The sequence below is a fragment of the Amycolatopsis ponsaeliensis genome, from assembly GCF_030182635.1.
Lineage (GTDB): Bacteria > Actinomycetota > Actinomycetes > Mycobacteriales > Pseudonocardiaceae > Amycolatopsis > Amycolatopsis ponsaeliensis.
Genome location: NZ_JAPZLD010000002.1, coordinates 1 through 20,588, shown reverse-complemented (window position 1 = coordinate 20,588; position 20,588 = coordinate 1). Strand labels below are relative to the sequence as shown.

Sequence of the window (20,588 nt, the reverse complement as noted above, 5' to 3'; positions counted from 1 at the left end):
CTTTCGATGAGTTCCTTTGTGGACAGTGCGCTGGACCTGCCGGCCAAGGTCGCGCTGCTGACCGGCGCGAGCATGTTCACGCTGCGCCCGGAGCCCGCGATCGGGCTGGCCGAGCTGCGGCTGTCGGACGGGCCCACCGGGGTCCGCGGCCTGACGTTCTCCGGCGGCCCCGCGGTCACGCTGTTCCCCAATGCCACGCTGCTGGCGTCGGCGTGGAACACCGGTACCGCTTACGAAGTGGGCCGGTTGCTGGCGGAGGAGGCGGCGGCCCAGGGTATCCACGTCGTGCTCGGGCCGACGATCAACCTGCACCGCAGCCCGCTCGGCGGCCGGCTGTTCGAGGCGTACTCGGAGGACCCGCTGCTCTCCGGCGCGCTCGCCGCCGCCTACGTCCGCGGGTTGCAGGACAACGGTGTCGGCGCGTGCCTGAAGCACCTGGTGGCCAACGAATCCGAGACCGAGCGGCACGCCGTCGACTGCGTGGTGGACGAAGCGACGCTGCGCGAGGTGTATCTGCTGCCGTTCGAGATCGCGGTCGCCGACGCGGACGCGTGGTCGATCATGGCCGCCTACAACCGCGTCAACGGCACCCCGGCCACCGAACAGGCGCACGTCATCACCGACATCGTGAAGGGGGAGTGGGGTTACCGCGGGCTGGTCGTCTCCGACTGGTGGGCCACGACCAGTACGGCACCCTCGGCCAACGCCGGACTCGACCTGGTGATGCCCGGCCCGGCCGGCCCGTGGGGTCGGCAGCTCGTCGACGCCGTGAAAGCCGGTGAGGTCGACGAGGCGGTGATCGACGACCACCTCGGCCGCCTGCTGCTGCTTGCCGAACGTGTCGGGGCCCCGCAGCCGTCTCGCGAGGTGCCTGCGCCGGACAGCCCGGTCCGGCGCGCCCAGCTGACCCGGCTCGCCGCCGAAGGCATGACGGTGCTGACCAACGAAGGCGGAGTCCTGCCGCTGCGGCGGGACACCACCGTGGCGCTGATCGGCCGGCACGCCGTCGACACGATCGACATGGGCGGTGGCTCGGCGCAGGTGAACCCGCCGTACCAGGTGAGCGTCGCCGAGGGGCTGACCGAGTTGCTCGCGGTCACGGTCGTCGACGGCGTGGAGGTCCGGGAGCGTCCGGTCCCGGCCGGGCCGGAGTTCGCCGTGCACCCGGACACCGGGGAGCCCGGCATGCGGGTGACGCTGCACGCGGCCGACGGCTCCCAGCTCGAAGAACGCGACTGCCCGGCAGCGAGCACCATGATCGGTATCGACGACGACCTGCCCGAGCCCCCGCGGGTCGTCCGCCTGTCCGCGCGGCTGCCGCGCGGCGGGCGAATGCTGGTCGGCGGCATCGGCATCGGCACGTGGGAAGTGCGCGCCGGCGGCCAGACCGTGCGGTTCGAGCTGGGGCTCACCAGTGGCGACGTGGGCGAAGCGGTCCTGCGCCCGCCGGGTGGCACGGTGCTCGTGGACGTCGAGCCCGGCGAATTGTTCGAAGCTGACGTCGCCCTCGACGCCGGGAGGGGCCTGTACGGCTTGGTGGCGCGACCGGCCCCGGACGACGTTGCCGATGTGGTGGGCCGGGCAGTCGCGGCGGCGCGGTCCGTGGACGTGGCCGTGGTCGTCGTCGGGTTGACCGAGGAGCAGGAGACCGAGGCGGTCGACAAGACGACGTTGCGGCTGCCCGGCGCCCAGGACGACCTCGTCGCCGCGGTCGCGGCCGTGGCACCCCACACGGTGGTCGTCGTGAACGCGGCGACCCCAGTGCTGATGCCGTGGCTCGACCAGGTCGACGCCGTGCTCTGGGCGGGGCTGCCCGGGCAGGAGGGCGGCCACGCCGTCGCGGCCGCGTTGCTCGGCGACATCGAGCCCGCCGGCCGCCTGGTCACGACCTTCCCCGCGGCGGATGGCGCGAGTCCCGCGTGGTCGGTGACGCCGGTGGCCGGCCGCCTCGAATACGCCGAAGGCCCCTTCGTCGGCTACCGCGGCCATGCGGCGGACAAGGCGCCCGCACCCGCGTTCTGGCTGGGGCACGGGCTCGGCTACTCGACCTGGGCGTACTCCGACGCCGCGGCGCTGGACGACGTGGGTCACCGGGTCGCGGTCACCGTGACCAACACGGGCGGCCGCACCAGCCGCGAGGTCGTCCAGGTGTACTTCCGCCCGGCCGATGAAGACCAGCCCGTGCGGCTCGTCGGGTGGGGCGCCGCGACCGTCGAACCGGGGCAGAGCGCGCGGGTCGAAGTGACCGGTGATCCCCGGCTGCGGCGCCGTTGGGACACCGCTCAGGGAAGCTGGGCGGACTTGCCGCGGGAAGGGGAACTGCTGCTCGCCCGCGGCCTCGGCGACGTCCGTGCCACCCTGCGGCTCGGGAGCGCGTGATGCCGCCGAACATCCTGCTGATCACCGCCGACGACATGGGCGGCGACACCCCCGGCTGCTTCGGCGGCCCGGCCGGTGTCACGCCGGCGCTCGAGCGGCTCGCCACCGAAGGCACGACGTTCGGGCGGGCGCACGTCGCCGTCGCGGTGTGCCAGCCGAGCCGGTCGGCGATCATGACCGGCCGGTGGCCGCACCGCAACGGCGCGCAGGGCTTCGAACCGATCGCCGACGGCGTCCCGGTGCTCACCGAGGTGCTGCGCGAAGCCGGGTACTTCTCCGGGATCCTCGGCAAGGTCGAGCACCTCCAACCGATCGAGCGGTTCGGCTGGGACTTCGTCCGGGGCATGCGCGAGCTGGGCATGGGCCGCAGCCCCGCGGCCTACGGCGAGGCATCGGCGGCCTTCTGCGCCGAGGCGGCCGCGCAGGGCAGGCCGTGGTTCCTGATGGCGAACGCGCACGACCCGCACCGGCCGTTCTCCGGCAGCCAGGCCGAACAGGAGCGGTTTCCCGCCGAAGCACGGGCGACCTACCCGGCGCCGTCCCGGGTGTTCGGTTCGGAGGATGAGGTCGGAGTGCCCGGCTTCCTGCCGGACCTGCCCGGCGTGCGGCAGGAGTACCGCGAGTACCTGAGCTCGTCGCGGCGCTGCGACGACGTCGTCGCCGCGGTCCTCGGGGCCGTGGATGCCGCGGACACGCTCGTCGTTTTCCTTTCGGACAACGGGATCGCGGTGCCCTTCGCCAAGGCCAACTGCTATCTGCAGAGCAGCCGGACGCCGTTGATCGTGCGCTGGCCGGGCGTCACCCGGCCCGGCACGGCGGAGGACACGGCGTTCGTGTCGGCGCTGGATCTCTTCCCGACCTTCTGCGCGGCCGCCGGCGTGCCGGTGCCGTCCGGACTGGACGGGCAGAGCCTGCTTCCGCTGCTGCGCGGGGAACCGCAGGACGGCCGCGACGCGGTGCACACGGTGTTCCACGAGACGGCCATGAAAGGCCGGTTCGAGATGCGCTGCCGCCAGGACGCCCGGTTCGGCTACATCTGGAACGCCTGGTCGGACGGCGTCACGGAGTACCGCGCCGAGAACATGCTGGGCTTGACCTGGCCGGCGATGGTCGAAGCGGGCGGCGACCGGGTCGGGTTCTACCGGCACCGCGCCCCGGAGGAGCTCTACGACCTGCAGGCCGACCCGCACTCGTTGACCAACCTGGCCACGGACCCGGCGCACCGCGAGGACCTGGCCGCGGCGCGGCGGCAGCTGCTCACCTGGCTGGACCGGACCGGTGATCCGCTGCGGGGCACCTACCGGGATTTCCTGGCCGGCTCATGAAACCCCGGTGGTACGAGGCGGGGGAGGAGCCGGACTACCGGTTCACCCTCGCCAACGAGCGGACCTTCCTGGCCTGGCTGCGCACCGCACTCGCGCTGATCGCCGGCGCGGTCGCACTGGCGCAGCTCGTACCGTCGTTCTCGGTCGCCGGGCTGCGCACCGGGCTGGCGGTGCTGCTGGCGGCGGCGGGCACGGTGCTGGCGGCCTTCGCCTACCGGCGGTGGGCGCGGGTCCAGCGGGCGATGCGCCACAAGCGACCGCTGCCGATGGACTGGCTCCCCGCGGCGATGGGCACGATCGCGGCGGTGACCGGACTCGTCGTGGTGGTCGTCGTGCTGACCAACCGGCCGTGAGCGAGCGGGACCCGGGGCTGCAGCCGGAGCGCACCGCGCTGGCCTGGCGCCGCACGGCGCTGTCCGCCGCGGTGACGGCGGCCGTGCTGTTGAGAGCTGGGCTGTTCGGAGCTTCGTTGCCGGGCCTGCTGGCCGGGTTCGGCGCGCTGGGGCTGACGGTGGTCGCGGGATGGGCCGGGCTGTTCCCGCGCCCGGCTGTGGCACCGAGGGTGCTGCTCGCCATCACGGTGGCGACCAGCGTGACCGGACTGTTCGCCGCCGGACACTTGCTGTGGAGCTAGGGAGTCCACGGTGGACAGTTAGGGTTCCCCGGCTCGGCACGCCCTCGTCTGTGGGTTGCCGCCGGTCAGCTGGGCCGCAAGACCGGCCACGGCTTCCACCGCTGGGCGTGACCCCTCAGGTCTTCCAAGCTTGCTTCTGGCTCTCCACATACCGGCGGAACTCCTCGGCCATGTCGAAGCCTTCGCTCGTGGCGAGCCATTGCTGCTGCAGGCCGTCCATCGTGGCGATGGTGAGGCGGACCAGGGCGCCGACCGGGGTGTCCGGCCGGAACTCGCCCTGGTCGCGGCCGAACTCGACCGCGGCGGTGAGCCAGGTGGTGAGGCTGTCGTAGTGGTTGAGGATCCACTCGTGCGCCGGATGGGCGGCGTCCAGGGCCTCCGCCGACAAGGTGACGAAGAGCCGCACGATGGACGGGCGGGCGGCGTTGCGGTCGACGAGGCCGGTCAGCGCGTCGAACGCCGCCCAGCCGAGCGGGGCCACGCCGTCGACCTCGAGCCGGGTGCCTTCGGTCTCCTCGCGGTATTCCAGGGCGGCGGTGAGCAGGGCGACCTTGGACGGGAAGTGGTGCAGCAGGCCGGCCTGGCTGAGGCCGGCGTGCTGGGCGACCTGGGCCACCGAGGTGCCGCGGTACCCGGACGCCGCGAACAGGTCCAGCGCGACTTCGAGGACACGCGTCCGCGCTTCGTCACCGGCCGCGCTGGCGCGGCCGGTGAGCGTGTGGCGGTACTGGCGGGGGAACGACACGGTGACGAGGTTACCTATCCGCCGGCGCCGGCCGGGCCACGTCGAGCCGCACGTCGCCCAGGCCGCGGGCGACCACCAGCCGGCCACCGTCGAGCGGGCCCCAGCCGCCGGACGTCCATCGGCGCAGGACCCTCGGGTCGAGCGTCACCCGGACAGCGCGACGCTCGCCGGGGGCGACGGCGTCGGCCACCGCCCAGCCGGCCAGCCGGACCGGGTCGTCGTCCGGGCGCAGGTAAACCTGCACGACCTCGCGGCCGGTGCGGGTTCCGGTGTTCTCGATCGTGACGACGAGCGCGTCGGGGCCCTCCGGTTCGGCACCGTGATAGGTCCACGTGGTCCAGCCGAGACCGTGGCCGAACCAGAACAGCGGAGTGTCCGACGTCCAGCCGCGGTAACCGACGCCCAGGCCCTCGGCGTAGTCGAGGACGCCGTCGACCGGGACAGGTGACCACGCCGGACCGTCGCCGTCCGCGGCGGGGAAGGTGGTGACCAGCCGGCCGGTGGCTTCGCACCGGCCGAGCAGCACGTCGGCCACGGCATGACCGCCTTCCTGGCCCGGCAGACCGGCCCACAGCACACCGTCGACGTCGTCGAGCCACGGCATCAGCATCGGCGTCGCGGCGTTGACGACGACGACCGTGCTGCGTGCGGCGGCCGCGACCGCGCGGACGAGGTCGTCCTGACGGCCGGGCAACGCGAGCGTCGTCTTGTCCTTGGCCTCCATCTCCTGTTCCGGGGTCAGGCCGACCACGACCACGGCCCGTGCGGCACCGGTGGCGGCCGCCGCGGCCGCGGCGATGAGGTCTTCGTCATCAGCGGGCGCGGGGCGGGCGACCAAGGCCGCGACGCCGACGGGCGCGCCCTCGTCCGGCGGACGGCGGGTGGCGACGAGCCGGCTGCCGGGCGCCGCGGGCAGCCGGACGGTCCAGTGTGGAGGGTCGAGGACCGCCAGGCCGACGTCCGTCGCGTCCAGGGCGATCTCGTGGCTGTGGTCGCCGAGGCGCACGGTCCACCGGCCGGTGCCGATCACGCCGACCTCGACGTCGCCGGTGTGGGTCAGGGGCAGGTCGGCCGACAGGACCACGCTCGCGGCGCCGTCGTGCGGCCCGCCTTCCAGATCCAGGAGCAGCGACGGCACCGGTTGGTGAGTGGAGGCCTGTTCGCTGCTGTCGGCCTGGTGGCTGGTGACCCGGATGCCGGGCGCGCCGGTTTCGGGGTCGGAGACGAACGCCGGGTCCGCGGGCTCGGGCGTCGCGCGCACCTCGACACCGTCCAGCACGGTGAGCCGGTCACCGAGAGCGGCACGCAGGCCGTCCGCGATGCTCACGACGTGCGGCGGCCGGACCTGCGCGGACCCGCCGCCTTGGGCGACGGTCCGCAGAGCGTGCCGCCCGATCAGCAGCACCGGGGTGTCCTCGAAGGGGATCACGTCGCCGCCGGTCAGCACCGTCATGCCGGCGGCCGCGATCGTGCGGAGGTGTTCGCGGCGTGCGGGATCGGCCGGGTCGACGGCGGGACCCGGCGCAGATTTGCCGACCCGGTCGGCGAGCCGCAGCAGCCGGCGGACGTGGTCGCGGACGGCATCTTCGCCGACCTCACCGGCGCGGACCGCCTCGACCAGCGCGTCACCCCACGGCCCGGCCGGGCCCGGCATCACCAGGTCGAGCCCGTTGGCGGCGGCCCGGGTGCTCTTGGTGGCGAACCAGTCGGACATCACCAGGCCGTCGAACGCCCACTCGCCCTTCAGGACGCCGTCGAGCAGCTCGCCGTGCTCGGTCGCCGGCACGCCATTGACGTCGTTGTAGGCGGCCATGATCGCCCACGGCTTCGCGTCGGCCACGAGCATCTCGAACGGCAGCAGGTACACCTCCCGCAGCACCCGTTCGGCCACGCGGGAGTCCACGCTCATCCGGTCGGTCTCGGACTCGTTCGCCACGAAGTGCTTGGGGCATGCACCGACGCCGTTCTCCTGCAGGCCGCGGACGTAGGCGACGGCCAGCGCGCCGGTCAGCAGCGGGTCTTCGGAGAACGCCTCGAACAACCGGCCGCCCAGTGGCGTGCGGTGCAGGTTGACGGTCGGGCCGAGCACGACGTGGACGTTCTGGGCATGGGCTTCCTCGGCGAGCAGGGCGCCCACGTCGTGCGCGACCCGGGTGTCCCATGTGGACGCGATCAATGTCGCGTTGGGCAGCAACGCGACCGGTCGGCCACCGGAGAACACCGGGCCGCGGACCCCGGAGGGCCCGTCGGAGAACGCCAGCGGCTCCAGGCCGATGGCCGGTTCGCCGTGCAGCTCGAACATCGCCGCGCCGGTCAGCAACCGGACCATCGCCGGGAGATCCATCTTGTCCAGCAAGGTTTCCACAGATTTCCTATCGCACCGAACGGATGGGCAGGATGGCGAGCGCGCCGAGCACGCCGATGACACCGGCGCCGACGAACAGCGCCGTGTAGTTCGTCGCGGGGCCGCCGGTTCCGATCACCAGGAGGATGCCACCCAGCGCGGCGGCCAGCGACTGCGGCAACGCGTTCGCGATGTTCATGACTCCCAGGTCCTTCGCGGTGTTCTCCCGGTCCGGCAGGACGTCCACGGTGAGCGCGGTGTCCACCGACCAGTACACGCCGTACCCGATCCCCATGACCGCCTCGACCAGCAGGAACCCGGGAATCGTCGTCACCACTCCGAGCAGGGCGAACGCGATGGCCAGCAGCAGGATCGACACCACGACGAACACCTTGCGCCGCCCGGTCCGGTCGGACAACCAGCCACCGGCCTTCGCCGTGATCACCAGCCCGATCGTGAACACCAGCGCGCCGAGGCCGAGGGTGCTCGCGGCGTGGGCGGGCTCGAGGCCGATCCGCTCCTGCAGGTAGAAGATGCGGAAGCTGATGAACAGGAAGTAGGCGAGGAACACCAGGAACCGGGACAGCCACGCCCACCCGAAGTCCGGGTACCGCACCGGGTTGACCCAGAACGTGCGCAGCAGGGCCAGCCAGCCACCGGTCTCGGGCCGCTCGGTGATGGGCTTGTCCGGCACCACGGCGCAGAACACGCCGACGAGAACGAGGGCGAGGACGCCGGGCACCACGAACAGCGCGACCATGTTGTCGACGAACCAGGCGGCGATGTAGGCGGCGGCGAGGATGCCGACGTTCTGCATCACGCCGACGTTGGCCGACACCGACGCGCGCTGCTGCGGCGGCACCTGGTCCGCGATGGTCGCCAGCAGCGGGGCGAGGATGGCGTTGCCCGCCAGCTGGGCCAGGCACCAGCCAATCAGCATGACGGGCACTGAGCCGGCCAGCGCGACGATGAGCATCGCCCCGACGAACACGACCGCGCCCCCGGCCATCCACGGCCGCCGCCGCCCGTACCGCGAGGTCGTCAGGTCGGAGAGCCGCCCGAACACGGGGTTGCCCACGAGCGCGAACAGCGCGGCGGCGGCCAGGACGTTGCCGTTGACGGCGGCCGCGTCGTCGCCCGGCACAAGCGTCTGGGTCTTGAGCGCCAGGCTCACGGTCACCGGGGCGAGCAGCCCCACGAACAGCCCGAACTGGGCGATCGCCATGGTCACGACGACCACGGGCCGGGCCCGGCCGGCCGGTGCGGACGGGGGTGCGGAGGCTACTGCTGGATCGGGGCTGGTCATGGCGTCTCCCTTGACGACCGTCTTCCGCCAACCGAGTACTCGGTCGGGGGAAGCGTACGACGGGAACCGCCGTGACACCAGACCGTCGTGAGACGGCGCCTTCCGGTCAGTCGCTGGTGACGTCGAGCCGGGGGTTGTGCCGCCGGGTGGCGACCACGCAGATCGCCGCCATGGCCGCGGCGGCGAGACCCAGCACGCCGATGGCCGGACGCAGGCCGCCGGCGCCCGCACCGATCGCGGCGATCAGCAGCGGGCACAAGAACTCGCCGATGAACAGCGCGGCGGTCCACACGCCGGTACCCCGGCCGCGCTGCTCGAAGTCCAGCCCGTTCACCGCCCAGGTCAGCAGCGTGGGCAGGAGCATGCCGGTGCCGAACCCGGCGACGGCGGCACCGGCGGAGATCACCGGGACCGAACCGGTCGCGAACACGAGCGCGAAGCCGATCGCCGACAGCCCGAACCCCACCGGCAGCAGCGTGCGCGGTGTCCGGTGGGACAGCCGGGCGAAGGCGACGCACCCGGCGGCGGTGGCCACGGACATCAGGGCGCTGATGCCGCCGATCGCCGCCGTCGAGCCGAGTCCGGCTTCGGTGAGCACAAAGGACAGTTCCACGATCAGGGTGTAGAACACGATGCCGCCGATGAAAGTGACCAGGCACGGCGTCAGCAGGGCACGCCACGGCAGCGGCGCCAACCGCCGGCCGGCGGCGGCCTTCCCGTCCGGCTGCCAGATGAGCTTGGCGGTCAGCGGGACCAGCACGAGCGCGACCGCGTACACCCAGAACGGCGTCCGCCAGCTGTGCGCGCCCAGCGCGCCGCCGAGGGCCAGGAACACCGTCGCGGACAACGACGCGACGAGCGTCTGCAGGCTCAGGTAGCGGCTGCGGCGCGCCCCGGACCAGTAGTCGCCGATCAGCGTCGTCGCGCAGGTCATGATCGCCGCTTCGCACACGCCGACCAGGACGCGGCTGGCCAGGATGGCCGGCAGGGAAGGCAGATACAGCGGCGCGGTGCCGGTGATCGCGTAGCACACCAAAGCGATCAGCAGCAGCCGCTTGCGGTCGACCTTGTCGACGATCAGGCCCGCGAACGGCGCGGTGAGCCCGATCAGCAGTGCGGGAACCGTGAGCACCACCGGCGCGAGGACGTCGGCGCCGGGCACGCCGGCGAAAGCCTCCTGCAGCTGGGGCAGCACCGGCGCGATGAGCACGGCGCCGAGCACGGACAAGCAGCTGGCGGACAACAGGATCAGCAGCTGAGCCGTTCCCGGCCGGCGGCCGCCCGGCGAAGGGGCCGTGGCCGGCTGGGGACTCGCGAGTTGATCGGACATGGCGCCTCCGGCCTGCGGGCGGCCGGTCTCCGCTGATCGGCATCGCTTCCGCAAAAGTGTCGGGAACGCGGCGCCGGAGCGGAAATCACTTCTTCCGAAGGCCGGTATCAGCCGGGGTGATGCCGATCATCGCGGCGACGGCCCGCTGGACGACGTCGCGCAGGTACCGGTGCTCGGGGTCGTCGTCGTACATCGGGTGCCACCACATCGCCTCCACGAGCGGGGCCGCGTCGAAGGGGCACGGAAGCGCCCGCACGCCGAGTTCGGCCGGGATCCCGTCCGCGAGCCGGCGCTGCACCAGCGCCACGCGACCGGAGCCCGCGATGAGCCCGGGCACGGTCAGGAACGTCTCGGTGACCACCTGGATGTGCGGTTCGATCCCGAGCATGCGCATCTGCCGCGCGGCCGGGGTCGACGCCGTCGGCCCGTGGTAGGTCACGACCCACGGCATGGTCTCCAGCTGCTCGACGGTCAGGGCGTCCCCGACGGCGGTGTTGCCCGCGGCCACCAGGCACACCCATTCGTCGCGGTAGAGGTCCTGGTGCGGCAGGTCGTCGACGAACCCGTGCGGGATCACCAGCAGGTCGGCGTGGACCAGCTCCTGGGCGGCCGCGTCGACCATCCTCGGCGTGTTCGCGGGGAACCGCAGCCGGGTGCCCGGTGCCTCGTCGGCGAGGCGGGCCGCGATGCCGGGGCCGAGCATGGCCACCCCGTAGTCGCTCATGAGCATCGAGAACTCGCGCGCCGAGGAGGCCGGGTCGAAGTCGGGCTCGGCGGCGAACACCCGCTCGGCACCGGACAGGGCCACGCGCACGCGTTCCTTGAGCTGCACGGCCAGCGGGGTGAGCCGGTACTGGTTCCCGGACCGGGTGAGCAGGTCGTCGTGGAAGTGCCGGCGCAGCCGGGCGAGCTGGGCCGACACCGCCGGCTGGCCGAGCCCCATCCGCGCCGCCGCGCGCGTGACGCTGCGTTCTTGCAGCAGTGCGTCCAACGCCACCAGCAGGTTCAGGTCCAGTCGAGCCAGGTTCACAGCGAGCGACGGTATCAACGTTGTCGATACTCCGCATCACCGATCTGTTCTTCCCTGATACCGCGTCCGGCCCGAGAGTGAAGGGGTGGACCGAACCGATCCCGAAGGCGCGATCGCAGCAGCCGCCCAGCGCTGCTCCAACTGGGGCCGCTGGGGCAACGACGACGTACTGGGCACGCTGAACTTCCTGGACGGGGCCAAACGCCGGGAAGGCGCAGCGCTCGTCCGGCGCGGGGTGAGCTTCTCGCTGGCGCAGCGCTTCGACGCGGACGGCCCGCAGAAGGGCTGGCGACGGCGCACCAACCCGATCCACACGATGCTCGACACCGGCCTCGACGCCGAGCGCGGGCAAGGGTTCCCGCACGGGCTGGGCGGCGCCGACGACGTCGTCTTCATGCCGTTGCAGGCCTCGACGCAGTGGGACGGTCTCGGCCACATCTTCGACCACGGCGTCGCGTGGAACGGCCGGCGCGCCGGAGACGTCGTGACCAGCGAAGGCGACCAGGTCACCGGGATCGAGACCACGGCCGGACGGATCGCGGGCCGCGGCGTGCTCCTCGACGTCGGCCGCGTGATCGGCGACGACGGCGAACTGCCGGACGGGTTCGCGATCACCACCGAGCACCTCGAGGCCACCATCGCCGCCCACGGCGAGAGCGCGCGCGTCGGCCGTGGTGACCTGCTGCTGGTGCGGACCGGCCGGCTTACCCGCGCCCGGCGCGAAGGCTGGGGCGACTACGCGGGCGGCCCGGCCCCGGGCCTGTCGTTCACCACGGCGGACTGGCTGCACCGCAAGGAAATCGCCGCCATCGCCACGGACACCTGGGGCTTCGAGGTCCGGCCCAACGAGTTCGACGACGCCTTCCAGCCGCTGCACCAGGTCGCCATTCCCCACATCGGGCTGTTCCTCGGCGAGATGTGGGACCTCGACGCCCTCGCGGCCGACTGCGCCGCCGACGGGACGTACGAGTTCTGGCTGACCGCCGACCCGCTGCCCGTGACCGGCGCCGTCGGCGCCCCGGTCGCCCCGATCGCCGTCAAGTGAGGACCGCCATGCCCGCCGTCACCACCGTCCTCGTCGTCGGCAGCGGTCTCGCCGGCACGGCCACCGCGATCCACCTCGCCAACGGGGGAGTCGCGGTCGACCTCGTCGAAGCCGAGCCCGGCGTCGCCGCCATCGGGTCCGGGATCACGTTGCAGGGCAACGCGTTGCGCGAGCTGCGCGCTCTCGGCGTGTGGGAGGAGGTCCGGGCGAAGGGGTACGGGTTCGACAGCCTGGGGCTGCGCGCGCCCGATCCCGCCGGAACCCTGCTGGCCGAAATCCCGGACGCCCGCACCGGCGGCCCGGATCTGCCCGCCACCCTGGGCATGCCGCGTCCCGACCTCGCCCGCATCCTGCACGACCGCGCCGCCGCGACCGGCGCGAAGATCCGGTTCGGGCTCACCGCCGCAGCGCTGGTCCAGCACGCCGATCACGTCGAAGTCACCTTCACCGACGGCACCGCCTGCCGTTACGACCTGGTCGTCGGCGCCGACGGGATCCGCTCGGCGATCCGCCGGCTCCTGGGCATCGAGCTGGAGACGCGTCCCACCGGGATGGGCATCTGGCGTGCTTTCGGTCCTCGCCCGGCGTCGGTCACGCGCACGGACCTCTTCTACGGCGGCCCCTGCTACATCGCGGGTTACTGCCCGACCGGGGAGAACTCGCTCTACGCCTACGTCGTCGAAGACGCGCAGGACCGCAGTGCCCTGAGCCCCTCAGAGCGGCTCGCCGTCATGCGCGAACTCGCCTCGGCCTACCACGGGCCGTGGGACGACATCCTCGCCACACTCGACGATCCCTCCCGCGTCAACTACACCCGGTTCGAGACGCACGTGCTGCCCGCGCCGTGGCACCGCGGGCGCGTGGTGCTGATCGGCGACGCCGCGCACGCGTGCCCGCCCACCCTGGCCCAGGGCGGCGCGCAAGCGCTCGAGGACGCGACTGTCCTCAGTGAACTCCTGCTCGGCGCCGAAACCCTCGACGACGCGGTGTGGAGCGCCTTCACCGAACGGCGCGTCGCCCGGGCGACGGCCGTGGTCGAAGCGTCGAACCAGCTCGGCCAGTGGCTCCTCGACCACGAACAGGGCGACGTACCCGGCTTGATGGGCCGCGTCGCCGCCCTCGTCGCCCAGCCCGCCTGAACCCTTCCGGAGGAACGCCATGACCGATGGCCTGATCACGCACCTGCGGCACGTCGACCTCGCCGCGCCCGACCTCGCCCGCCAGCAGGACTTCTACACCGGCGCGTGGGGACTGACGACCGAGCACACCGACACCGGGATCGCCTTCCTCGCCGCGGAAGGCTCGCCCGAGCACTACATCGTCCGGCTGCGTCAGGCGACGGACAAACGTATCGACCTGATCGCCTTCGGCGTGGCCACCGCGGCCGACGTCGACACCCTGGCCGCCCGCCTGGCGACCGCCGGCGTCACACTGGTCCACGAGCCCCGCACCCTGCAGACTCCCGGTGGTGGTTACGGGTTCCGGTTCTTCGACAACGAAGGCCGCACCATCGAGATCAGTGCCGACGTCGGGGTCCGCGCCCACCGGAAGATCGAGGCCGGCGAATCGGTCCCGGTCCGCCTCTCCCACGCGGTGATCAACTCGGCCGACCCCGAGGGCACGCGGCGGTTCTACGAGCGGCACCTCGGGTTCAAGCTGTCCGACACCCTTACCCATCCGCGGATGGGCGGGATGATGTGGTTCCTGCGCATCAACGCCTGGCACCACAGCCTGGCCATCGCCCGCGGCCCGCACCCGTCGCTGCACCACGCGTCGTTCGAGATGCGCGGGATCGACGAGTACATGCGGGGGACCGGACGGCTGCTGCGGGCCGGCGTCGAGAAGATCTGGGGCCCCGGACGGCACCTGGCCGGCAACAACACCTTCAGCTACTTCCTCGACCCGCACGGCAACACCGTCGAGTACACCACCGAACTCGAACTGATCGACGAGGACACCTGGCACCCGCACCTCTACGACTTCACCCGGCCCGAGGTGTCCGACCAGTGGGGGACGGCCAACGCGATGAACGAGTTCGTCGCCTCCCGCTCCTTCAACGACCCCGACAAGGGCCTGTTCGTGGCCCCGCCGGTCTGATGCGCCTCGCCACCTACGAGCACGGCGGAACCGTGCACACGGGCGTGGTCTCCGGCGACTGCGTCCACGCCTTCGCGGCCGGGGTCACCGCGCTCGACCTGGTCCGCGGAGGCCTGCCCGCCGCCCTCGACACCGGGGCGGCGGCTCTTCGCGGGCCGGCCGTGCCCCTGGCCGAGGTGCGGCTGCTGCCGCCCCTCGAACCACCGAGCGTCCGTGACTTCGTCGCCTTCGAAGAGCACGTCGAGGGCATGGTCGCCCCGGGATCGGTGCCGCCGGAATGGTACGAGGCACCGACGTTCTACTTCACCAACCCCGCCGCCCTGATCGGCGCGCACGACGACGTGCCGGTCCCGCCGGGCTCGCGGTCGTTCGACTTCGAGCTGGAGGTCGCCGCGGTGCTGGGGCCGGATGCCATCTTCGGCTACACGATCATGAACGACTGGTCGGCCCGCGACCTGCAACGCCGCGAGATGCGCGTCAACCTCGGCCCGGCCAAGGGCAAGGACTCCGCCACCACCCTGGGACCGTGGCTGGTGACCGCCGACGAGCTGGAGCCGTACCGGGACGCGGACGGCTTCCTCGCGCTGGACATGCGCGTCACGGTCAACGGCGTCGAAGTGGGCCAGGACCTGCTGTCCAGCATGGGCTGGCCGTTCGAGGAACTGGTCGCCTACGCCGCTCGCGGCACCCGGGTACGCGCCGGGGACGTCCTCGGCTCGGGAACGTGCGGCAACGGCGGGTGCCTGGCCGAGCTGTGGGGACGGCGCGGCGACCAGCAGCCACCACCGCTGAAGCCTGGCGACGTCGTCGAGATGACCGTCGAAGGCATCGGGACGATCCGCAACACCGTCGTGACCGGGACGATCCTCCCGCCGGTACGCCCGGCACGCTCGCGATCCCGGGCGCGGAAACGTCCGGCATGAGCGGGCGGGTCGTCGGCAAAGTCGTCGTCGTGACCGGCGCCGCCCAGGGCCAGGGTGCCGCCGAGGCCCGGCTGCTCGCCGCCGAGGGCGCGACCGTCGTCGGCATCGACGTGCGCCCGGAGCCCGCCGAGGACCTGCCCGGGGTCGGCTACCGGCAGCTCGACGTGACCGACGCCCACGGCTGGGACACCTTGGCGGCTGAGCTCGGGCGGGTGGACGGTCTCGTCGCCAACGCCGGGATCACCTGGCGTGCCCGGCTGGCCGACGTGACGCCCGCGGACTTCCTGCACGTCACCGAGGTCGACGTCGTCGGCGTGCTGCTTGGCATCCAGGCTCTGGTGCCTCGGATGAGAGCCGGGTCTTCGATCGTCGTGGTCGGTTCGGTAGCCGCCCTGACCGGCCACTACCCGGTTGCCTACACCGCCGCGAAGTGGGCGTTGCGCGGGCTGGCGAAGACGGCGTGCCTCGAGCTCGGCCCGCGCGGCATCCGCGTCAACACCGTCCATCCCGGCTACATCGAGACGCCGATGACGGCGTCCGGTGCGTCCGCGTTCCGCACAGCCAACGTCGCCGAGACACCACTCGGCCGTACCGGCACAGCCGACGAGGTCGCTCCGCTCGTCGCCTTCCTGCTCAGCGACGAGGCGTCGTTCATCACCGGTGCGGAAATCCCCGTCGACGGCGGCCTGACCGCCCACGGCGGCGTCAAGTCGATCAGCGACGCCGTGCGGCCCGCTGCCCCTCCTGAAAGGACCTGACCGTGTTCGAGTACTTCCCCGGCAACTACGTCTGGAACCTCGGCGTGGTCGCCGCGCTCAACTCCGGCGGTCTGATCGACGAGATCGACCGCGCCTGCCGCCCCATCCGCGAGACCGCCGCGCAGGGATCCGACGCCGGCACCCCGGACTTCCTGCGAGCCTGGACCGCCCTGACCGACCAGCTGGTCACCCAGGCCGAAGCCGCGGAGAAAGCCGGGCACGAGCGCACCGCCGGCCAGCTGTACTTCCGCGCCACCAACTACTTGTGCCAGGCCGAGCGCATGCTCGCGCACTCGAACCCCGATCGGCTGCCCACCTACCGCCGCGTCCTGACCCTGGCGCAGAAGGCGTTCGACCTGCGCGACCCGCGCATCTCCCGGGTCGCGATTCCCTACGAGGGGACGACTTTGCCCGCATACTTCAGTGCGGCCACGAGCGACGGTCCGGCGCCGGTCATAGTGCTGGTCAACGGCCTGGACTCGACCAAGGAGCACATGTACGGGTCGGCGCACTGGGAGGAGCTGGCGGCCCGCGGCATCTCGTGCCTCATGCTCGACCAGCCCGGCACCGGCGAAGCGTTGCGGCTCCAGGGGATCACAGCCCGGATCGACAGCGAGGTGTGGGCCGGCGCCGCCGTGGACTGGCTCGAGCAGCGGACCGACGTCGATCCGGCGCGGATCGGGATCGTCGGCTGGTCACTCGGAGGCTACTTCGCCCCGAGGGCCGCGGCGTTCGAGAAGCGGTTCGCGTTGTGCGTCGCCTGGGGCGCCAACCACAACTGGGGCGCGGTCCAGCGCCGCCGCCTCGAACGCGAGGGCGAGCGCCCGGTGCCGCACTACTGGGAGCACGTCCTCTGGGTCTGGGGACACGACGACCTCGACTCGTTCATCGCCTTCGCCGACGATGTCCACCTCGACGGCGTGGTCGAAAGGATCACCGTGCCGTTCCTCATCGCCCACGGTGAAAAGGACCGCCAAATCCCGCTCGAGTACGCGCACCGCTCCTACGACCAGGCAGTCAACTCGCCCCAGCGCGAACTGCGCGTATTCACCCCGGAAGAAGGGGCGACCGAGCACATCGGGCTCGATCATCTCCCGCACGTGAGCACCTATATCGCCGACTGGGTGGCCGATGCCTTCGCCGCCATTCGGCAGTGAAGAGCTGAACGTGCGAGCCGGCCGCAAACGCTGGACGATGCGATGGAAACCCGTGCGACCCGTCGGATCGCGTCCAGCAGGGAGGGCTCGCGGGCCCCGTTGCTCAGGAGCGGGCAGGATGTGGTGCAGGGGAGTCGTGCTTGTCGGACGCGCGATCCCTTTCCGGCTCGAGGATTGGACGCGCAATGGGACGCTCGTCGGTGTTCACCTTCCAGTACATCGCCATCGACACAGAGGCTGGTGTCACGCCGGAAGAGTTCGAGACCTTCGTGCGCGGTGAAGGTGTTCACCTGCCCTTGTACCCGGGGTGGCGGTGGACTCTGCTGCGCGGGTTGCGCGGCGAGCGGACCGGGCAGTACCTGATGTTGTACGAGATCGAGAGCGCCGAGCAGCGCGACCGCTACGTCACGGCCCGGGGTGAGCAGACCGAGCTGGCCCGGCTGTTCTGGGCGCAGCACCCCGAGGCGGAGGCGGTGCTGGCGCGGTGGCGGCGGCTGGGCACGTTCGGTGAGCTGCCGACGTTGTTCACCGACTACCGGCTGCTGGCCGACAATCCGCGGAGCACGGTCACGCCCGGCCCCCGCTACCGCGACCGCCCGGGGGAGGAGCCCGTCGCCCGGGTCGTCGGGATCCACAACCTGGCGTTGCGCGCCGGTGTGACCGAGGAGGTGTTCGACCGCTTCATCGCCGAGAACCACCACCGGATCGACGACTACCCGGACTGGCGGTTCCACGTGCTCAAGGGCGAGCGGGGCAATCGCCTCGACCAGTACGTGATGATGATGGAGATCGCGAGCCTGGACGCGCTGGACGTCTTCTACCCCGAGCCCGACATCGCCACCGGCGAGGCCGCGGAGTTCGCGTCCGCCCACCGCGACACCAAGCAGATGTACGAGGAGTGGAAGCAGCTGGCCTCGTTCTCTGGCTCACCGCAGATCTACACGGACTACCTCGCCGTCGCGGAGAACCCGGCGTAGTCCCGCACGACCGGGACGGGCCCGGGATCAGGTGGTAAGTGACGACGGTGAGTTCGGTCAGATGGTTCAGGCGAAGGCGGTGCGCAGGGCCGCGGTGGCCAGCGGCAGCGCGTGCTTGGCTGCCTCGGTGTCGTGCAGGGAATTCACCATGACGAAGTCGTGCATCACGATCCTCAACGGCGCCGTCCGGGCCCGCATGATCCCGGCCAACCCCTGCAATGGTGTCCGGGTCGGCAACGGCGGCACAGGCGCTGCGGGCTGCGGGCTGCGATGCGGCTTTACGAGCTGGGTCTTGGGAAGTTCGGGTTCGTGTTGTGCCTGATGGATGTGTATACCGGCGCCCGATGGGGTGAACTTGTGGGTCAGCAGCGGCACGAGTATGACTCCGAGCGCCGCGGCATCGAGATCCGCAGCCCGCTGAAAGAGATCGGTGGGAAGGTCTACAAAGGAGGCCGGATGAGTGATGATCATCACTCGGATGGCCGTCAGTGGTCGCCGACCCGGCACGGGAACTCCCGGCCGAAGAAGGGCCGGACGAAAACCCCTGCAGGGACTCGGTTCGTGGCGTTGCCGCCAGGGATCGCGGTGCTCTACGAAGAGCTGATGGACAGCCACCGGGAGCCGTTCGTGATGTGCACACCGGAGGGTCATCCGTGGCGGCGTTCGAATTTCCGGATCCGGTTCTGGCGGCCGGCGTGGGATGGGGTTGAGCTCGATGATGCGGGGGCAGGGGAGCGGCGTCCGCCGATCCTGCCGACCTTCACCTTCCACGAAGGACGGCACACGCACAGCCCGTGGCTGACCGAGGACGGGATTCCTGAGGTTGTGCGACGGGCACGGCTGGGTCAGAAGATGAAGGGCATCACCCGGGTCTACGACCACGTGACGCCCGCGATGGTGAACCAAATCCTGGACGCCTTGGAGGAGCGCTGGCCGCGGTCGCTGGCGTCGTTGTATCCGGGGGAGCGGGCGAAGCTGGTTCCTGCACCTGCGGTCCCGGGGGCGATCGGGCCGGGGTCTGAGGCCATCGCCGGATCGTCGCCGACTGACGACTGAAGCCCTGCCCCTCCAAGGAGGGACAGGGCTTCTGACCTGCAGTTTCAGGTGGTGCGCGATACTGGGATTGAACCAGTGACCTCTTCCGTGTCAGGGAAGCGCTCTCCCGCTGAGCTAATCGCGCGAGGTGGAGACGGGATTCGAACCCGTGTACACGGCTTTGCAGGCCGTTGCCTCGCCTCTCGGCCACTCCACCGTGACAGGCTCGAGAGCCTACCGAGCGGATGACGGGATTCGAACCCGCGACCCTCACCTTGGCAAGGTGATGCGCTACCAGCTGCGCTACATCCGCACTCGACCACTCGACGAGCCGCTCCGGAAGGCCGGGAACCCGTCGCCGTGGTGTGAGAAAACCATATCGGACCCCGAAAACGGCGGCGACACCGGGGTGTCACTCCGCCGTTGCAAGCCCGTCATCAGGCCAGATCGTGGGGGATGAGGTGGGTGAGCGCGTCGTCGACGTCGACCCACAAGTGCTCGTTGCCCGGCAGCACCACGTCGTACGTGCGGTCGAGGAAGTCGGCCAGCTCCTGGGCGGACGCCTCGAACATCGCGTGCCCGGACGGCGAGTTCAGCTCGATCAGCACCGACTCGGGGTCCTCGACGGACGGGCGGATCCGGACGTCGCCGTCACCCGCGTCGGCCAGCAGGCCGTCCGCGAGGAGGTCACGCGCGTACACCCATTCGACCCAGCCGGCGCGGCCGGTGCGGAAGGCGGCGACGACCGCATACGGGTCGCGTGTGTCGTAGCGCAGCTCCACCTTCACCGGAACCGCGGGCGTCCGCGGCGCCAGCAGGTCGAAGACCGCCGTCGAGCGGAGCGTCACGTGATCGTTGCGCATCGTCCTACCCTTCGTCTCCCTTCCCGGCCCGGCCGGCCGAGGGCGTCACCACTGGGACGCATCGGGAGGCCGATTCCGTCGCAGGTGCGCCGCATATCACCCGGACGGGCCCATGAGCCCCCGTTTGCGCCCGTGGAACACCCCACAGCGCGCGATCGACCGGCGCGCCCCGTGTGGGCCCACTCCTCCATACTGCGCGGTTTAGTCGCCGGGCGATAGCACCGTCGCACGGATGTCGAACGTGGCGTCGGGCGGCCCCCACCTGCCACAACCCCGGCTAGCTCGGGGTTGTTCGTTCCGTACTCGCCGGTAAGCGGAGTGTGGTCGCCGGAGACCACCCGTTTGCAGGCGCCCGGAAGTCGTACGCTAGTGTTCAGCACAACACCGCGAGCGGGCGATTAGCTCAGCGGGAGAGCGCTTCGTTCACACCGAAGAGGTCACTGGTTCGATCCCAGTATCGCCCACGCGAGAGCTGGATGAGCCCTGTCTGCGGAATGCGCAGACGGGGCTCTCGCTTTTGTGTCCTGTGGGGGCCGAGCCCCCACGCCCCCGGGGGGGGGGGGGGGCGCGGGCCGCGCGGGCCGGCGGGGGGGGGGGGGGGGGGGGCGGCGGAGGTGTGGGGGGTGGCGGGGGTGGCGCT

Annotated in this window: 17 protein-coding genes, 4 tRNA genes and 1 pseudogene; 13 read left to right on the top strand and 9 right to left on the bottom strand. The window is 71.6% G+C overall.

What is annotated here, in order from left to right; all coding sequences use genetic code 11:
* Positions 1-6 precede the first annotated feature (6 nt).
* Genes QQ657_RS02930 through QQ657_RS02915 form a run of 4 tightly spaced genes read left to right on the top strand, consistent with a single transcriptional unit; the run spans position 7 to position 4,338 of the window.
* Positions 7-2,379 (top strand): beta-glucosidase, encoded by a 2,373-nt coding sequence (locus tag QQ657_RS02930; protein ID WP_284740456.1) that lies wholly within the window; start codon positions 7-9, stop codon positions 2,377-2,379.
* On the top strand, positions 2,379-3,704 hold the full coding sequence (locus QQ657_RS02925) for a sulfatase family protein (protein ID WP_284740455.1): 1,326 nt from the start codon (positions 2,379-2,381) through the stop codon (positions 3,702-3,704). Before QQ657_RS02930 ends, QQ657_RS02925 begins: the two co-directional genes overlap by 1 nt.
* Entirely contained in the window at positions 3,701-4,057 is a 357-nt protein-coding gene (locus tag QQ657_RS02920; RefSeq protein WP_284740454.1) for a YidH family protein, read from the top strand. Before QQ657_RS02925 ends, QQ657_RS02920 begins: the two co-directional genes overlap by 4 nt.
* Entirely contained in the window at positions 4,054-4,338 is a 285-nt protein-coding gene (locus QQ657_RS02915; protein WP_284740453.1) for a DUF202 domain-containing protein, read from the top strand. The genes QQ657_RS02920 and QQ657_RS02915 overlap by 4 nt, the downstream gene beginning before the upstream one ends.
* Positions 4,339-4,453: 115 nt before the next feature.
* Here the strand turns inward: QQ657_RS02915 and QQ657_RS02910 are convergent, their stop codons facing one another.
* The 5 genes from QQ657_RS02910 to QQ657_RS02890 form a co-directional block, all read right to left on the bottom strand.
* Positions 4,454-5,083: a TetR/AcrR family transcriptional regulator gene (locus tag QQ657_RS02910; RefSeq protein ID WP_284740452.1), complete on the bottom strand. Its 630-nt coding sequence runs from the start codon at positions 5,081-5,083 to the stop codon at positions 4,454-4,456.
* 10 nt (positions 5,084-5,093) lie between these two features.
* Entirely contained in the window at positions 5,094-7,448 is a 2,355-nt protein-coding gene (locus tag QQ657_RS02905; protein WP_284740451.1) for a glycoside hydrolase family 3 protein, read from the bottom strand.
* Between the two features lie 7 nt (positions 7,449-7,455).
* Positions 7,456-8,733 (bottom strand): MFS transporter, encoded by a 1,278-nt coding sequence (locus tag QQ657_RS02900; protein WP_284740450.1) that lies wholly within the window; start codon positions 8,731-8,733, stop codon positions 7,456-7,458.
* A 106-nt stretch (positions 8,734-8,839) separates the two neighbouring features.
* Complete coding sequence (locus QQ657_RS02895; protein ID WP_284740449.1) at positions 8,840-10,063, bottom strand: MFS transporter; 1,224 nt, start codon at positions 10,061-10,063, stop codon at positions 8,840-8,842.
* A gap of 85 nt (positions 10,064-10,148) precedes the next feature.
* A complete protein-coding gene (locus QQ657_RS02890) occupies positions 10,149-11,093 on the bottom strand; it encodes a LysR family transcriptional regulator (protein WP_284740448.1) in 945 nt (314 codons plus the stop codon).
* Between the two features lie 85 nt (positions 11,094-11,178).
* On the opposite strand from QQ657_RS02890, the gene QQ657_RS02885 reads away from it, so the two are divergent.
* The 8 genes and pseudogenes from QQ657_RS02885 to QQ657_RS02850 form a co-directional block, all read left to right on the top strand.
* A complete protein-coding gene (locus tag QQ657_RS02885; RefSeq protein ID WP_284740447.1) occupies positions 11,179-12,138 on the top strand; it encodes a cyclase family protein in 960 nt (319 codons plus the stop codon).
* 8 nt (positions 12,139-12,146) lie between these two features.
* Positions 12,147-13,277: an FAD-dependent oxidoreductase gene (locus QQ657_RS02880; protein ID WP_284740446.1), complete on the top strand. Its 1,131-nt coding sequence runs from the start codon at positions 12,147-12,149 to the stop codon at positions 13,275-13,277.
* 19 nt (positions 13,278-13,296) lie between these two features.
* On the top strand, positions 13,297-14,235 hold the full coding sequence (locus tag QQ657_RS02875) for a VOC family protein (RefSeq protein WP_284740445.1): 939 nt from the start codon (positions 13,297-13,299) through the stop codon (positions 14,233-14,235).
* Positions 14,235-15,158, top strand: a complete 924-nt coding sequence (locus QQ657_RS02870; protein ID WP_284740444.1) for a fumarylacetoacetate hydrolase family protein — start codon at positions 14,235-14,237, stop codon at positions 15,156-15,158. Before QQ657_RS02875 ends, QQ657_RS02870 begins: the two co-directional genes overlap by 1 nt.
* Positions 15,155-15,916 (top strand): SDR family NAD(P)-dependent oxidoreductase, encoded by a 762-nt coding sequence (locus tag QQ657_RS02865; protein ID WP_284740443.1) that lies wholly within the window; start codon positions 15,155-15,157, stop codon positions 15,914-15,916. Before QQ657_RS02870 ends, QQ657_RS02865 begins: the two co-directional genes overlap by 4 nt.
* Positions 15,917-15,918: 2 nt before the next feature.
* On the top strand, positions 15,919-17,073 hold the full coding sequence (locus tag QQ657_RS02860) for an alpha/beta hydrolase family protein (protein ID WP_284740442.1): 1,155 nt from the start codon (positions 15,919-15,921) through the stop codon (positions 17,071-17,073).
* A gap of 185 nt (positions 17,074-17,258) precedes the next feature.
* Positions 17,259-18,050, top strand: a complete 792-nt coding sequence (locus QQ657_RS02855) for a hypothetical protein (protein WP_284740441.1) — start codon at positions 17,259-17,261, stop codon at positions 18,048-18,050.
* A 166-nt stretch (positions 18,051-18,216) separates the two neighbouring features.
* A pseudogene (locus QQ657_RS02850) lies at positions 18,217-19,106 on the top strand (site-specific integrase); the annotation flags it as partial.
* A gap of 49 nt (positions 19,107-19,155) precedes the next feature.
* Here QQ657_RS02850 and QQ657_RS02845 read toward each other — a convergent pair.
* The 4 genes from QQ657_RS02845 to QQ657_RS02830 all read right to left on the bottom strand — a co-directional run bounded on the left by QQ657_RS02845 (position 19,156) and on the right by QQ657_RS02830 (position 19,948).
* Positions 19,156-19,230 (bottom strand) — tRNA-Val (locus tag QQ657_RS02845).
* A gap of 1 nt (position 19,231) precedes the next feature.
* A tRNA-Cys gene (locus QQ657_RS02840) sits at positions 19,232-19,302 on the bottom strand.
* 23 nt (positions 19,303-19,325) lie between these two features.
* Positions 19,326-19,398, bottom strand: a tRNA-Gly gene (locus tag QQ657_RS02835).
* Positions 19,399-19,522: 124 nt separating this feature from the next.
* Complete coding sequence (locus QQ657_RS02830) at positions 19,523-19,948, bottom strand: SsgA family sporulation/cell division regulator (protein ID WP_033293569.1); 426 nt, start codon at positions 19,946-19,948, stop codon at positions 19,523-19,525.
* Between the two features lie 392 nt (positions 19,949-20,340).
* On the opposite strand from QQ657_RS02830, the gene QQ657_RS02825 reads away from it, so the two are divergent.
* Positions 20,341-20,412: transfer RNA gene (locus QQ657_RS02825), tRNA-Val, on the top strand.
* Positions 20,413-20,588 lie beyond the last annotated feature (176 nt).